General features: G+C 73.5%; 10 protein-coding genes. 7 read left to right on the forward strand and 3 right to left on the reverse strand.

Annotation, left to right across the window (positions count from 1 at the left end):
• Positions 1–135: 135 nt before the first annotated feature.
• The 3 genes from OTB19_RS25710 to OTB19_RS25720 all read right to left on the reverse strand — a co-directional run bounded on the left by OTB19_RS25710 (position 136) and on the right by OTB19_RS25720 (position 7,267).
• Complete coding sequence (locus tag OTB19_RS25710) at positions 136–1,596, reverse strand: glutamate synthase subunit beta (protein WP_267800817.1); 1,461 nt, start codon at positions 1,594–1,596, stop codon at positions 136–138.
• Positions 1,589–6,199, reverse strand: coding sequence for a glutamate synthase large subunit (gene gltB, locus OTB19_RS25715; protein ID WP_267800818.1), 4,611 nt, complete (start codon positions 6,197–6,199; stop codon positions 1,589–1,591). Before gltB ends, OTB19_RS25710 begins: the two co-directional genes overlap by 8 nt.
• Before the next feature lie 336 nt (positions 6,200–6,535).
• Complete coding sequence (locus tag OTB19_RS25720) at positions 6,536–7,267, reverse strand: VIT1/CCC1 transporter family protein (protein ID WP_267800819.1); 732 nt, start codon at positions 7,265–7,267, stop codon at positions 6,536–6,538.
• 258 nt (positions 7,268–7,525) lie between these two features.
• Between OTB19_RS25720 and OTB19_RS25725 the strand changes: the two genes are divergently transcribed.
• From OTB19_RS25725 to OTB19_RS25755, 7 genes are read left to right on the forward strand one after another with little or no spacing between them, the layout of a single operon-like run.
• Positions 7,526–8,512, forward strand: a complete 987-nt coding sequence (locus OTB19_RS25725) for an ADP-ribosylglycohydrolase family protein (protein WP_053680037.1) — start codon at positions 7,526–7,528, stop codon at positions 8,510–8,512.
• Positions 8,509–10,080, forward strand: a complete 1,572-nt coding sequence (locus OTB19_RS25730) for an ADP-ribosylglycohydrolase family protein (RefSeq protein ID WP_267800821.1) — start codon at positions 8,509–8,511, stop codon at positions 10,078–10,080. Before OTB19_RS25725 ends, OTB19_RS25730 begins: the two co-directional genes overlap by 4 nt.
• Complete coding sequence (locus OTB19_RS25735) at positions 10,077–11,231, forward strand: ADP-ribosylglycohydrolase family protein (RefSeq protein WP_267800822.1); 1,155 nt, start codon at positions 10,077–10,079, stop codon at positions 11,229–11,231. Before OTB19_RS25730 ends, OTB19_RS25735 begins: the two co-directional genes overlap by 4 nt.
• Complete coding sequence (locus tag OTB19_RS25740) at positions 11,228–12,676, forward strand: ADP-ribosylglycohydrolase family protein (protein ID WP_267800824.1); 1,449 nt, start codon at positions 11,228–11,230, stop codon at positions 12,674–12,676. The genes OTB19_RS25735 and OTB19_RS25740 overlap by 4 nt, the downstream gene beginning before the upstream one ends.
• Complete coding sequence (gene rbsK, locus OTB19_RS25745) at positions 12,673–13,650, forward strand: ribokinase (protein ID WP_267800826.1); 978 nt, start codon at positions 12,673–12,675, stop codon at positions 13,648–13,650. The genes OTB19_RS25740 and rbsK overlap by 4 nt, the downstream gene beginning before the upstream one ends.
• Entirely contained in the window at positions 13,647–14,909 is a 1,263-nt protein-coding gene (locus OTB19_RS25750) for a CaiB/BaiF CoA transferase family protein (protein ID WP_267800827.1), read from the forward strand. The genes rbsK and OTB19_RS25750 overlap by 4 nt, the downstream gene beginning before the upstream one ends.
• Positions 14,906–15,721, forward strand: a complete 816-nt coding sequence (locus OTB19_RS25755; protein WP_267800828.1) for an HpcH/HpaI aldolase/citrate lyase family protein — start codon at positions 14,906–14,908, stop codon at positions 15,719–15,721. Before OTB19_RS25750 ends, OTB19_RS25755 begins: the two co-directional genes overlap by 4 nt.
• Positions 15,722–15,725: the final 4 nt, after the last annotated feature.

Below are 15,725 nucleotides of genomic sequence, written 5' to 3' on the forward strand. Positions count from 1 at the left end.
GAACCCGAACGCCACCGCGCCCGCCATCCCTGGTCGGGGACATGGCGGGCGCGGTGTCGGGTTTCCGTACGTCGTTGTACGGGCCGTATGAGGGGTCCTCCCGCCGCAAGCCCGGAGGGAGGGGCACCGTGGGTGTTACACGGTGATGGAACGGTCCGTCGGCTTGACCGGGTACGGCAGGGCGCTGGCGCCCGTCAGGAAGCGGTCCACGCCGCGGGCGGCCGAGCGGCCCTCCGCGATGGCCCAGACGATGAGCGACTGGCCGCGGCCCGCGTCGCCGGCGACGAAGACGCCGCCCACGTTGGTCGCGTACGAGGCGTCGCGCTCGATGTTGCCGCGCGCGTCGAGGTCCAGGCCGAACTGCTGGACCAGACCGTTCTCCTGGTCGGTGCCGGTGAAGCCCATGGCGAGGGTGACCAGTTGCGCCGGGAGGACGCGCTCGGTGCCCGCCTTCTGGACGAGCTTGCCGTCCTCGAAGGCGACCTCGACGAGGTGCAGGGACTGGACGTTGCCGTCCTCGTCGCCCTCGAAGTGGGTGGTGGAGACGGAGTAGACCCGCTCGCCGCCCTCCTCGTGGGCCGAGGTGACCTTGTACAGCATCGGGAAGGTCGGCCAGGGCTGGTTGGCGTTCCGCTCCTCGCCCGGCTTGGGCATGATCTCCAGCTGCGTGACCGAGGCCGCGCCTTGGCGGTGGGCGGTGCCCACGCAGTCCGCGCCGGTGTCGCCGCCGCCGATGACGACGACGTGCTTGCCCTCGGCGGTGATCGGAGGGGTGACGAAGTCGCCCTCCTGCACCTTGTTGGAGAGCGGCAGGTACTCCATCGCGAAGTGGATGCCCTTGAGCTCGCGCCCGGGGACCGGCAGGTCGCGGGAGACGGTGGCACCGGCCGCGATGACGACCGCGTCGAACCGCTTGCGCAGGTCGGTGGCCGTGATGTCGCGGCCGACCTCGATGCCCGTGCGGAACTTGGTGCCCTCCGCGCGCATCTGCTCGATGCGGCGGTTGATGTGCACCTTCTCCATCTTGAACTCGGGGATGCCGTAGCGCAGCAGGCCGCCGACGCGGTCGGCGCGCTCGTACACGACCACGGTGTGCCCGGCCCGGGTCAGCTGCTGGGCCGCGGCGAGACCCGCCGGGCCGGAGCCGATGACGGCGGCCGTCTTGCCGGACAGCCGCTCGGGCGGCTGGGGGGTGACGTTGCCGTTGTCCCAGGCCTTGTCGATGATCGAGACTTCGACGTTCTTGATCGTGACGGCGGGCTGGTTGATGCCGAGGACGCACGCCGACTCGCACGGGGCCGGGCACAGGCGCCCGGTGAACTCCGGGAAGTTGTTCGTGGCGTGCAGGCGCTCGGACGCCGCCGACCAGTCCTCGCGGTACGCGAAGTCGTTCCACTCCGGGATCAGGTTCCCGAGCGGGCAGCCGTTGTGGCAGAACGGGATGCCGCAGTCCATGCAGCGGCCGGCCTGCTTGCTGATGATCGGGAGCAGCGAGCCCGGAACGTAGACCTCGTTCCAGTCCTTGAGCCGGTCGGCCACGGGACGGGAACAGGCGGTCTCGCGCGGGGTGGTGAGGAAGCCCTTCGGGTCAGCCATTGATCGCCGCCTCCATCATCTTCTCGGTGGTCTCGGACTCCGAGAGTCCGGCCAGCTCGGCGGCGTCCTTGGCGGCGAGCACTGCCTTGTACGTGGTCGGGATGATCTTGCTGAAGCGGTCCACCGCGACGGACCAGTCGGCGAGGAGCTTCGCGGCCACGGTCGAGCCGGTCTCCTCCTCGTGGCGACGCACCACGTCGTGCAGCCACTGCTTGTCGGTGTCGGAGAGGGTGGTCTCGACGGCGCCGACGTTGCCGACGTTGACGTTGTTCGGGTCGAGGTCGATGACGTACGCGACACCGCCCGACATGCCGGCCGCGAAGTTGCGGCCCGTCTCGCCCAGGACGACGGCCTGGCCGCCCGTCATGTACTCGCAGCCGTGGTCGCCCACGCCCTCCGAGACGACGAGGGCGCCGGAGTTGCGGACGCAGAAGCGTTCGCCGGTACGGCCGCGCAGGAACATCTCGCCGCCGGTGGCCCCGTAGCCGATGGTGTTGCCGGCGATGGTGGAGTACTCGGCGAGGTGGTCGGCGCGGCGGTCCGGGCGGACCACGACACGGCCGCCGGAGAGGCCCTTGCCGACGTAGTCGTTGGCGTCGCCCTCCAGGCGCAGCGTCACGCCGCTCGGAAGGAAGGCGCCGAAGGACTGGCCGGCCGAACCGGTGAAGGTCAGGTCGATGGTGTTGTCGGGCAGGCCCGCTCCACCGAACTTCTTGGTGACCTCGTGGCCGAGCATGGTGCCGACGGTCCGGTTGATGTTGCGGATCGCGACCTGGGCGCGGACCGGCTGGGCCGCTTCGGCCGTGGCGGCGTTCAGCGCGTCGCCGGCGAGCTTGATCAGCTCGTTGTCGAGCGCCTTCTCCAGGCCGTGGTCCTGCTCGATCAGGGCGTGGCGGACCGCGCCCTCGGGGAGCTCGGGCACGTGGAAGAGGGGCTCCAGGTCGAGGCCCTGGGCCTTCCAGTGCGTGACGGCCTTGCTGGTGTCGAGGAGTTCGGCGTGGCCGACGGCCTCCTCGATGGTGCGGAAGCCCAGCTCGGCGAGGATCTCGCGCACCTCCTCCGCGATGAACTCGAAGAAGTTGACGACGAACTCGGGCTTGCCGGAGAAGCGGTCGCGCAGGACCGGGTTCTGGGTGGCGATGCCGACGGGGCAGGTGTCCAGGTGGCAGACGCGCATCATGACGCAGCCGGAGACGACGAGCGGCGCGGTCGCGAAACCGAACTCCTCGGCGCCGAGCAGCGCGGCGATGACCACGTCGCGGCCGGTCTTGAGCTGGCCGTCCGTCTGGACCACGATGCGGTCGCGCAGCCCGTTGAGCAGCAGGGTCTGCTGGGTCTCGGCGAGGCCGAGCTCCCAGGGGCCGCCCGCGTGCTTGAGCGAGGTGAGCGGGGAGGCGCCCGTTCCGCCGTCGTGGCCGGAGATGAGGACGACGTCCGCGTGGGCCTTGGAGACGCCCGCGGCAACCGTTCCGACGCCGACCTCGGAGACCAGCTTCACGTGGATGCGGGCCGCCGGGTTGGCGTTCTTGAGGTCGTGGATCAGCTGAGCCAGGTCCTCGATGGAGTAGATGTCGTGGTGCGGGGGCGGGGAGATCAGGCCGACGCCCGGGGTGGAGTGCCGGGTCTTGGCGACCCACGGGTAGACCTTGTGGCCGGGCAGCTGGCCGCCCTCGCCGGGCTTGGCGCCCTGCGCCATCTTGATCTGGATGTCGTCCGCGTTGACCAGGTACTCGCTGGTGACGCCGAAGCGGCCGGAGGCGACCTGCTTGATGGACGAGCGGCGCGCCGGGTCGTACAGGCGGTCCGGGTCCTCGCCGCCCTCACCGGTGTTGGACTTGCCGCCCAACTGGTTCATGGCGATGGCGAGGGTCTCGTGCGCCTCCTTGGAGATGGAGCCGTACGACATGGCGCCGGTGGAGAAGCGCTTGACGATGTCGGCGACGGACTCGACCTCCTCGACGGGGATCGACGGCCGGTCACCCGCCTCGCCGGTCTTGAACCCGAAGAGTCCGCGGAGCGTCATCAGCCGCTCGGACTGCTCGTTCACCCGCTCGGTGTACTGCTTGAAGATGTCGTACCGGCGGTTGCGCGTGGCGTGCTGGAGGCGGAAGACCGTGTCCGGGTCGAACAGGTGCGGCTCGCCCTCGCGGCGCCACTGGTACTCGCCGCCGATGTCCAGCGCGCGGTGCGTGGCGGCGATGCCGGAGACCGGGTACGCCTTGGCGTGGCGCGCGGCCACCTCCTTGGCGACGACGTCCAGGCCGGCGCCGCCGATCTTGGTGGCGGTGCCGCCGAAGTAGGTGTCGACGAACTCCTGGTCGAGGCCGACGGCCTCGAAGACCTGGGCGCCGCGGTACGAGGCGACCGTGGAGATGCCCATCTTGGACATGACCTTCAGGACGCCCTTGCCGAGCGCGTAGATCAGGTTCTTGATGGCCTGCTCCGGCTCCAGGCCGGACAGGAAGGTACCGGCGCGCAGCAGGTCCTCGACGGACTCCATGGCGAGGTACGGGTTGACCGCGGCGGCGCCGTAGCCGATGAGCAGCGCGACGTGGTGCACCTCGCGGACGTCGCCGGCCTCGACCAGCAGACCCACCTGGGTGCGCTGCTTGGTGGCGATGAGGTGGTGGTGCACGGCGGCGGTGAGCAGCAGCGACGGGATCGGCGCGTGCTCGGCGTCCGAGTGACGGTCCGACAGGACGATCAGGTGGGCGCCGTTCTCGATGGCCGCGTCGACCTCGCCGCGGATCTCCTCCAGGCGGGCGGCGAGTGCCTCGCCACCGCCGGAGACCCGGTAGAGGCCGGAGAGCGTGGCGGCCTTCATGCCCGGCATGTCGCCGTCGGCGTTGACGTGTATCAGCTTGGCCAGCTCGTCGTTGTCGATCACCGGGAAGGGCAGGGTGACGCTGCGACAGGAGGCGGCGGTCGGCTCCAGCAGGTTGCCCTGCGGGCCCACCGAGGACAGCAGCGAGGTGACGAGCTCCTCGCGGATGGCGTCCAGCGGCGGGTTGGTGACCTGCGCGAAGAGCTGCGTGAAGTAGTCGAAGAGCAGCCGGGGGCGCTCGGACAGGGCCGCGATCGGGGAGTCGGTGCCCATGGAGCCGAGCGGCTCGCCGGCGGTGCGGGCCATCGGCGCGAGGATGATGCGCAGCTCTTCCTCGGTGTAGCCGAAGGTCTGCTGGCGGCGGGTCACCGAGGCGTGGGTGTGGACGATGTGCTCGCGCTCGGGAAGGTCTTCGAGCTCGATCTCGCCGGTTTCCAGCCATTCGGCGTAGGGGGCGGCGCCGGCCAGTTCGGCCTTGATCTCGTCGTCCTCGATGATCCGCTTCTGGGCGGTGTCGACGAGGAACATCTTGCCGGGCTGCAGGCGGCCCTTGCGGACGACCTTGGCCGGGTCGATGTCGAGCACGCCGACCTCGGAGCCGAGGACGACGAGGCCGTCGTCGGTGACCCAGTAGCGGCCGGGGCGCAGACCGTTGCGGTCGAGGACCGCGCCGACCTGGGTGCCGTCGGTGAAGGTGACGCAGGCCGGGCCGTCCCAGGGCTCCATCATCGTGGAGTGGTACTGGTAGAACGCGCGGCGGTCCGGGTCCATGGACGCGTGGTTCTCCCACGCCTCCGGGATCATCATCAGCACGCTGTGCGGGAGCGACCGGCCGCCGAGGTGGAGCAGCTCCAGGACCTCGTCGAAGGAGGCCGAGTCGGAGGCGTCGGGGGTGCAGATCGGGAAGATCCGGTCGAGGTTGCCCTCGCCGAAGACGTCCGAGGCGAGCTGGGACTCGCGGGCCTTCATCCAGTTCCGGTTGCCCTTGACCGTGTTGATCTCGCCGTTGTGCGCGACGAAGCGGTACGGGTGGGCGAGCGGCCAGGACGGGAAGGTGTTCGTCGAGAACCGGGAGTGGACCAGGGCGAGCGTCGACGCGAAGCGACGGTCGGACAGGTCGGGGAAGAAGGGCTCCAGCTGGCCGGTGGTCAGCATGCCCTTGTAGACAATGGTGCGGGCGGAGAGCGACGGGAAGTACACGCCGGCCTCGCGCTCGGCGCGCTTGCGCAGCACGAACGCCTTGCGGTCCAGCTCGATGCCGCTCGCCCCGTTGCTGACGAACAGCTGCGAGAAGGCGGGCATGGTGGCGCGGGCGCCGTTGCCGAGCAGGTCCGGGGTGACCGGGACCTCGCGCCAGCCGAGGACCGTGAGGTTCTCCTCGACGGCGATGGCCTCGATGCGTTCCACGGCGACGGCCTGTGCGGTGCCGTCGGCGGGGAGGAAGGCGATGCCGACGGCGTACGCGCCGGCCTCGGGGAGCTCGAAACCGGCCACCTCGCGCAGGAAGGCGTCCGGCACCTGGGACAGGATTCCGGCGCCGTCGCCCGAGTCGGGCTCGGAGCCGGTCGCGCCGCGGTGTTCGAGGTTCCGCAATACGGTCAGCGCCTGCTCGACCAGCGTGTGGCCGGCCTCGCCGCTGAGGTTGGCCACAAAGCCGACGCCGCAGGCGTCGTGCTCGTTGCGCGGGTCGTACATGCCCTGCTGGGCGGGGCGACCGTCCATGGGCGACCAGGCGGTGGTGCTGAGGCCGGTCGCGGAGTGCGTGGATGCGGAACGCATCGGCTCTCCCGTCGTCGTCGTGGCATATGTGCATGGCCGAGGGACGACGTTGGCCCTCTGCAAAATTTCGTGCAGGTTACATGATGACGGCAATCCCGAGAAGCGGATATCGCATTCCAACATGCGGACATGCCCGAAGGGGGAGAAGGGGCCTGCCGGGAGGTCCCTTGGATCTCATGAACGTCTGCGGACGCGTCGCGGGCCGCGGCTGTCCCGGCACGGAGCGGGCACCATTGCCCGACGCCCTGTCCGGATGCCCCGCGGACACGGAATCGAAACCGCCGGGTAACGGACTACTTATGTTGCGTACCGCATAGTGTCTCACTCCCGCGCCGGTTAGCCTACGGCGCCGCCGATCCAGGTTCCCAGGACGTACGTCACACCCGCGGCCGCGCCACCCAGGACGAGCTGTCGCAATCCGCTGTACCACCAGGAGCGGGCGGTGACCCGGGCGACGATCGCGCCGCAGGCGAAGAGCCCGATCAGCGCCAGCAGGACGGCCGGCCACAGGGCGGTCGCGCCGAGCAGGTAGGGCAGTACGGGAAGCAGCGCGCCCAGCGCGAACGAACCGAACGACGACACGGCCGCGACCAGCGGCGACGGCAGGTCGTCGGGGTCGATGCCCAGCTCCTCGCGGGCGTGTATCTCCAGCGCCTGCTCCGGGTCGCGGGACAGCTGCATCGCCACCTCGCGGGCCAGGGCGGGGTCGACGCCGCGCGAGACGTAGAGCTCGGCCAGCTCCTCCATCTCGTCGATCGGGTGCTTGCGCAGCTGCTGACGCTCCACGTCGAGCTCCGCCAGGACCAGCTCGCGCTGCGAGGCGACCGAGGTGTATTCGCCGGCGGCCATCGAGAAGGCGCCGGCGGCCAGACCGGCGAGGCCGGTGATGACGATCGTCTGCGGCGCGACCGCGCCGCCCGCCACTCCGGTCATCAGGGCGATGTTGGAGACCAGTCCGTCCATCGCCCCGAACACGGCCGGCCGCAGCCATCCGCCGTTGACGTCACGGTGGGTGTGGTTGTCGCGGTGGGCGGTGTGCAGCGGTGCTTCGGTATCGATGATGGACATGCGGTGTATCTCCCCTTTTCCTGTGAATGGGCGCGCGAAGGCGACGCGCAGAAACCCACTCCCCCTGAACACCTCGAAACTACGCACGATTTTCGCTCTCCGCCGGCAAGGAAGGCCGTACTTACCTGCGGTTTCGTGAGTCGGCGACCGGGTGACGGGAGCGTTCGGGTGGTGTTTCGCAGCGAGCGACAAACCACATGCCATGGCACAAATCCCCCAAGGGCTCATCATGAGTCCCATCAAGTGGAGAGGCGCGCCATGGAGCTGATTGCATGCAATCCGCAGGTCCTCCTCGAACGAGCCAGGGGCGCTCTTCTGGGGCTTGCGGTGGGTGACGCGCTGGGAGCCCCGGCGGAGAACATGAAGCCTTCGCAGATCCGGGCGAAGTGGGGTCGGATCGAGGGCTTCGTGTCCGAGGACCCGGCGGGCACGGACGACACCGAGTACGCGATCTTCTCGGGCCTGCTGCTGGCCCGGCACGGCTCCGCACTGACCGTGGCCCACGTCGAACGGGCGTGGCACCACTGGATCGCCGACCTGGACGAGGGCCCGTTCCGGGGAGCCGGCTTCTCCGAACGCGGCACGCTGGAGAACCTCCGCCGGGGGCTCGCGGCCCCCATCTCGGCGCAGCACCGCCACGCCTGGTCGGACGGGCTGGCCATGCGTGCCGCCCCGTTCGGCGTTTTCGCCGCGGGCCGGCCCGCCGAGGCCGCCCGGCTGGTGGCCATCGACGGCTCCGTGAGCCACGACGGGGAGGGCATCTACGGCGGCCAGGCCGTCGCCGCGGGCGTCGCGGCGGCCATGGCCGGCGGCTCGCCCGCCTCCGTGGTCTCGGCGGCCCTGTCCGTCATCCCGTCCGACTCCTGGACGGCCCGCTCCCTGCGCCGGGCCGTCACCGCCGCCCCGCGCGGCGAGCGGGCGGTGCGCTCCGCGGTGGTCATCGGCGGCTACCCGTGGACGGACCTGGCCCCCGAGGCGGTGGGGCTCGCGTTCGGCGCCTTCGCCGCCTGCCGCGGTGACTTCCCCGGCTCCGTCCTGACGGCCGTGAACATGGGCCGTGACGCCGACACCACGGCCGCCGTGGCGGGCGCCCTGGCCGGCGCCATGTCCGGCATCCCCTCCATCCCCGCCGACTGGGCGGCGGCGATCGGCCCGGTCCGGGGCAGTTGCCTCCCCTCGATGCGGGGCTACCACGTCCTGGACATCGCGGACCTCCTCACCCCGGAAGCCGAGACCCCCCGATGAGCCCTTCCCCCTACACCCCGGACTCGGCCGAGCCCACCGGGACGCCCGGCTCCGGCCCGACGCCCCCGCCCCCCTCCCCCGCGGAACCGGACCTCCCCCGCCCCTGCGCCGGCCCGCCCGCGCCGGACCGGCCCGCCGAGGCCACGCCGCCGGCCCCCGCCCTCGCCCCCCCCTCCGCCCCCGTTCTCGGTCCCCACCCCGCCCTCGTTCCCGTTCTCGTTCCCGTCCCCGTCCCGGGCGCCGCGGCTTCGCCCGCGGGGCCCGGAGGGCCGCCCACGCCGGGTGCGGTCGCGGGCCGGGGCCCCCGGGGCGGCGGGCAGCGCCCGGCCGAGGTGCCGCCCCCCGGGCCGCGCACCGCCGCCCTCGCGGCCCTTTTCCCCGCCGCGGCGCCCGGCGCCGCCTCCGTCACGGCGGGGCCGAGCGGGCCGCGCCGTATCGAGGGGCTCCTCCTCGGTCTCGCCGCGGGCGACGCGGCCGGCTGGCCCGCCGCCCGGCACCGGGCCAGCCGGATGCCCGAGTGGACCCGCCGCCTCACCCGCGAGCTCGACACCTTCGCCGAGCAGAACGCCACCACCACCCTCCCCGTCCCGATCGCCCTCAACCAGCCCCCGGAGCCGCTGCGCCTGGGCCCGTCCGACGACGCCGAGTGGGCCGCCTTCGCCGCCGAGTCCGTGCTGACGGCCGCCGGGGTGCTGCTCAGCGACCTCAGCCGGTCCCGCAGGATGCGCGCCGCCATCGACCTGGCGTGGAACGCCCTGGCCTCCGAGGTAGCGGCGGCGGCCGAGCGCGCCCCCGAGGTCGAGTCGGCCGTACTGCCCCTGCGCGCCCGGATCTCCGTCCGCGCCGGCCTCGGCAACCTCGCCGCCGGTCTGCGCCCGCCCGCCACCGGCCACGACAACCCGCACTACTTCGACGACGCCGCCTGTGTCCGCGCCTGCGTCCTGGCCGTCGTCCATCCCGGGGACCCCCGCGCCGCGGCCGACCTCGCGGAGTTCGACGCCCGGTACACCCAGGACGGCGACGGGGTGCACGGCGCCCGCGCCATGGCCGCCGCCATCGCCACCGCCCTCGGCGGCGCGGACACCGACGCCGCCGTGGACGCCGCTCTCGAACAGTTGCCCGCCTCCACCGAGATCGGCCGCAACGCCCGCCACGCCGTCAAGCTCGCCCGCGCCGATCCGGACGGAGGCGCCTTCGCCATCGTCCCGTTGTTGGAACACCAGATCGTCGACCACGTGTACAGCTACGGCATCGCCGCCGCCGAAACCGTCCCGGTCGCCCTCGCCCTGGCCACCGCGGCCCGCGGCAAGGTCTCCGAGGCCGTCCCGGCGGCCGCCTGCCTCTCCCGCGTCGCCGACTCCGCGCCCGCCCTGGCCGGCGCCCTCGCCGGCGCCCTCGGGGGCGGCGACTCCCTCCCGCCCGCCTGGCGCGAGGCCTGCCGCACCCTGTCCGGCTGCGCACTGCCCCGCCTGGCCGGCACCGATCTCGTCGAACTCGCCGCGCTCCTCACCCGTACGGAGCTCACCTCCCCCAAAAACCCCAACGCCCAAGGGATGATTCGGACATGACGCACGCTCCCCTCTCGCTCGACGACCGAGTGGCCGGCTCCCTGATCGGCGCCGCCGTCGGCGACGCCCTGGGAGGTCCGGTGGAGGGCTGGTCCCCGGACCGGATCGTCGAACGGCACGGCGGCCGGGTGCACGGCATCGTCGGCCCCTGGTACGAGGACTGGCGCACCGCCCGCCCCATCGCGCCGTACCACAAGGGCGACGGGCACGTCACCGACGACACCCTGATGACGCACGCGCTGGTCCGGGTCTACGAGAGCGTGCGGGACCACCTGGACGCGTACGCGGTCGCCGACCACCTCGTCCCGGACCTCATGACGAACCCCCGCTGGATCCCGGAACTCGAAGCCGAGGCGCTGCCCCTCCAGCGGATCTTCCTGGCCGAGAAGTGGATCGTGACCCGGCTCCACTACGCCCACGCGGACCCCCGCGAGGCAGGCACCGGCAACATCGTCAACTGTGGCGCCGCGATGTACATGGCCCCGGTCGGGCTGGTCAACGCGGGCCATCCGGCGGCCGCGTACGCGGAGGCGCTGGACGTCGCGGGCGCGCACCAGTCCTCGTACGGCAGGGAGGCGGCGGGCGTGTTCGCGGCCGCGGTGGCGGCGGCGTGCGTACCGGGCGCGACGGCGGCCTCGGTCGTCGGGGCGGCCCTGTCGCTGGCGAAGGACGGTACCCGGGAGGCGATCGCGGCGGTGTGCGAAGTGGCCGCGCGTCACCGGGACTTCGAGTCGGCACTGGTCCCGCTGCGGACGGCGGTGGCCCCGTACGACTCGGTGGGCCCGGACTACCGCGAGCCCTCGCTCGGCGCGCGGCGGCCCTCGCGGCTGCACTCGATCGAGGAACTCCCCGTCGCGCTGGGCATGTTGCTGGTGGCCGACGGGGCGTACGAGGCGTCCGTCCTCGGGGCGGTCAACTACGGGCGGGACTGCGACTCCATCGCCACCATGGCGGGGGCGATCGCCGGCGCCCTCGGCGGCGAGGCCGTGGTCCCCGCCGGCTGGGCGAAGCAGGTGGCGGAGGCCAGCCGGCTGGACCTGCACGCGCCGGCGGCCGCGCTGACGGCGGTGGCCCGGGAGGTCTTCGACCGCGACCGGGAGCGGCGCCGCGCCCACGAGGCGGCCTTCGCCGAGATCGCGACGCCGCGGTGACCGGGCCCGCGGCGAGCGCGGTGCGCCTGACCTGGGTCCAGCCGGAGGACCTGGTCGGGCACGAGTTCCGTCAGGCGGCGGAGGACGGGCGCGAGGCGCGGCCGCTGCTGCGCGCCTGGCTCGCCGCGGGGGGCCACGTGGCCCCGGTGCGCGCCGGCGCCTCGGCCACCCCCGCGCCGCCGGAGCTCCGCGCCCTCGCCGGCCGTCTGCTGGCCGAACTCGCCGCCCTGCCCTCGCCACTGGCCGTCGACGAGCCGGAGACCTGGGCCGCCATCCGCTCCACCTGGCCGCCGGCTTCCCCGCCGACCCGCCCCGCCGACCGGCCCCCGCCCGAGCCCGGGCCCGCCGCCCGCACCGCGGCGCCGTCGCCGTCGCCGTCGTCGCCCCGCCCCGACGTGGCCCGGCTGGAGGCCGCCTGGCTCGGCCGGGCCGTCGGGTGCCTGCTCGGCAAGCCCGTCGAGAAGCTCCCCCTGGACGGGATCCGGGCCCTCGCCCGCGCCACCGGCAACTGGCCGCTGTCCGACTGGTTCACCGCCCGCGGCGTCCCGCCGGAGCTGCTGGCCGCGCATCCCTGGAACCGCAGGTCGGCCCCGACCTCCCTCGCCGAGAACATCGACGGCATGCCCGAGGACGACGACCTCAACTACCCGCTGCTGAACCTGCTGCTGCTCCAGCGCCACGGCAGGTCGTTCACCACCGCCGACGTCGCGCGGCTCTGGCTCGACGAACTCCCCGCCGGCCGGACCTTCACCGCCGAGCGCGTCGCCTACCGCAACCTCCTCCAGGGCCTGGAGCCCCCGGCGTGCGCCACCCACCACAACCCGTTCCGCGAGTGGATCGGCGCCCTCATCCGGGCCGACGTCCACGGCTGGACCAACCCCGGCGACCCGGTGGCCGCCGCCGCCCAGGCCCACCGGGACGCCGCCCTCACCCACACCGGCAACGGCGTCTACGCGGCGCTCTTCACCGCCGCCGCGATCGCCGAGGCGGCCGGCGGCCGGTGTGACGTGCACGGCGCGCTGCGGGCCGGGCTGGCCGTCGTACCGCCCCGTTCGCGCCTCGCCGACGCCGTCCGCTTCGGCATCGACGCGGCGGGCCGGCTCCGCGACTTCGACCGGGTCGTGGACGCCCTCCACGCCCGCCACGACCACCACCACTGGGTCCACGCCGTCCCGAACACGGCCCTGATCGCGGCGGCACTCACCCACGCCGACGGCGACTTCACCCGGTCCGTCTGCAACGCCGTGTGCGGCGGCTGGGACACCGACTCCAACGGCGCCACCGCCGGCTCCCTCGCCGGGCTCCTCGCCGGATCGCCCGAGCGGCTCCCGCGACGTTGGACCGCGCCGCTGGGCAACCGTCTCGCCACCAGCGTGCCCGGTTTCGACGGCGTCGGCTTCGACACCCTCGCCCACCTCACCGCTCAGGAGGCAGCCCGCTCATGACGGCCATCGCCGTGCTCGGCAGTACGAACATGGATCTCGTCGCCTACGTCTCCAAGGCGCCTCGCCTCGGGGAGACCGTCACCGGCCGCGCGTTCCACACGGTCCCCGGCGGAAAGGGCGCCAACCAGGCCGTGGCCGCCGCCCGCCTCGGCGGCGAGGTGGTGATGATCGGCGCGGTCGGCGCGGACGAGTTCGGCGTACGGTTGCGCTCCGCGCTCGCCGCGGCCGGCGTGGAGACGGCCGCCCTGCGCACGGTGGAGGGGGCCAGCGGCACCGCCCACATCACCGTCGACGACGAGGGCGCGAACAGCATCGTCGTCATCCCCGGCGCCAACGCCCGCGTCACCGGGCTGGAGGCGGGCGACGACTCCCGGATCGGCTCCGCCGACTCCCTGCTCCTGCAACTCGAACTCCCCCTGGGGGCCGTGATCGCCGGCGCCCGCGCCGCCCGCGCCCACGGCGTCCGTACGATCCTCACCCCCGCGCCCGCCCGGCCCCTGCCCGCCGAACTCCTCGACGTCACCGACCTCCTGGTGCCCAACGAGCACGAGGCGGCGGCCCTCACCGGGCTCACCGACCCGCACCGGGCCGCCGAGGCACTCCTGCGCAGCGTGCCGCAGGTGGTGATCACCCTGGGTGGGGCAGGGGTGCTGTTCGCCGCGCGGGGGCGCGAGCCGCTGGCCCTGCCGGCGATCCGGGTCCGGGCCGTGGACACCACCGCCGCCGGCGACACCTTCGTCGGGGCGCTCGCCGTGGCCGTCGGGGAGGGCCGCCCGATGCCCGAGGCGCTGCGCTGGGCCTCGGCGGCGGCCGCGCTGTCCGTGCAACGGCCCGGCGCCCAGGACTCGATGCCGACCCGGTCCGAGACCGACGCCTTCGCCGCGACCGCACCCGACACCGCCCCCGGCCCCGGCCCGGAGCCCGGCAACGGGACCGCCGCGACGGCCGGCCGAACCACCGGGAGCGCCTCGTGACCCGGACCCCCCACTCCGCGCCCACGCCCGCGCCCGCCACCGCCCCGGGCCCCGGCCCGGACGCCGGCCGGGCCGCCGGTCCCCTCGCCGGGCTGCGCGTCCTGGACCTCGCCACCCTCTTCGCCGGCCCGCTGGCGGCCACCCTGCTCGGGGACTTCGGCGCGGAGGTCGTCAAGATCGAGCACCCGGTCCGCCCCGATCCCTCGCGCGGACACGGTCCCGCCAAGGACGGGGTCGGCCTCTGGTGGAAGCTGCTCGGGCGGAACAAGCGGACGATGACCCTCGACCTGTCCACCCCCGGCGGTCGGGACACCCTGCTGCGCCTCGCCGCCGGCGCCGACGTGATCATCGAGAACTTCCGCCCCGGAACCCTGGAGAAGTGGGGCCTGGGCTGGCCGGAGCTGTCCGCCGCCAACCCGCGGCTGGTGCTGGCCCGCGTGACGGCCTTCGGCCAGCACGGCCCGTACGCCCACCGCCCCGGCTTCGGCACCCTCGCCGAGGCCATGAGCGGGTTCGCCGCGATCACCGGGGACCCGGACGGTCCCCCGACCCTGCCCCCGTTCGGGCTCGCCGACTCCGTCGCCGCGCTGACCACCGCGTACGCCGTGATGACGGCGTTGGCCGGCCGGGACCGCACCGGGCAGGGGCAGGTGGTGGACCTGGCCATCATCGAGCCGATCCTGACGGTGCTGGGCCCGCACCCGCTCTGGTACGACCAGCTCGGTTTCGTACAGCCGCGCACGGGCAACCGCTCCACGAACAACGCGCCCCGCAACACCTACCGCAGCGCGGACGGGCGGTGGCTGGCCGTGTCCACCTCGGCGCAGTCCATCGCGGAGCGCGTGATGCGGCTGGTCGGTCGACCGGAGTTGATCGCGGAGCCCTGGTTCGCGACGGGCTCCGGCCGGGCCGCCCACGCGCAGGTGCTCGACGAGGCGGTCGGCGGTTGGATCGCCCGGTACAAGGCAAAAGAGGTGATCGCCGCGTTCGAGGACGCCCAGGCGGCGGTCGCGCCGGTCTACGACGTACGGGAGGTGATGGCCGATCCGCAGTACGCCGCGCTCGACACGATCACCGAGGTGGAGGACCCGGAACTCGGGCCGCTCCGCATGCAGAACGTGCTCTTCCGGCTGTCCGGCACCCCGGGTGCCATCCGCTGGGCGGGCCGCCCCCACGGCGCGGACACCGAGGCCGTCCTCACCGAACTCGGCCTGACCGAGGCCGAGATCACCGCACTCGCGAAGGACGGAGTCCTGTGATCCTGACATGGCTGTACGCCCCCGGCGACCGCCCCGAGGTGGTCTGGAAGGCCCTGCACTCGGGGGCCGACTCCGTCATCGTCGACCTGGAGGACGGGGTCTCGGCCTCCCGCAAGGAGTACGCGCGGGCCGCGACGGCCGAACTGCTCGCCGACCGGCCGCCGGTGCCCGTGCAGGTCCGGGTCAACGCCCTGGACTCGCCCTGGGCCGGCGCCGACCTCAGCGCCCTGACCGGGCTCCGGGGGCTGTCGGCGCTGCGGCTGCCGAAGATCGCCGCCCCCGAGCAGATCACCGCCGTCGCGAACCGCACCGGCGGCGTGGCCCTGTACGCGCTGCTGGAATCGGCCCTGGGCGTGGAGCGGGCGTACGAGATCGCCCGCGCCCACCCGGCCCTGCACGGGCTCTCCCTCGGCGAAGCGGACCTCCGGGCCGACCTGAACGTCAGCGCCGAGGCGGGCCTGGACTGGCCGCGCTCACGCGTGGTGGTCGCGGCGCGGGCCGCGGGACTGGTGGCGCCCGCGCAGTCGGTGTTCCCCGACATCCGGAACCTGGAGGCGCTGGCCGTCTCCTGCGCGCGCGGCCGGGCCCTCGGGTTCCTCGGCCGCGCCGCGATCCACCCGCGCCAGCTCCCGGTGATCGAACGGGCCTACGTGCCCGGCCCCGAAGAGGTCAGCGCCGCCGAGGAGATCGTCACCGCGGCCCGGGCCACTCCGGGCGCGCTGGCCCTCCCCGACGGCAGGTTCGTGGACCCGGCCGTGGTCGCGGCGGCCCACCGCACCCTGACCCTCTCCCGCCGCGGCGACCGGGTCTAGGACG

Origin of the sequence: Streptomyces sp. H27-H5, from assembly GCF_026627505.1 — a bacterium.
In the GTDB taxonomy this organism is placed as follows: Bacteria; Actinomycetota; Actinomycetes; order Streptomycetales; family Streptomycetaceae; genus Streptomyces.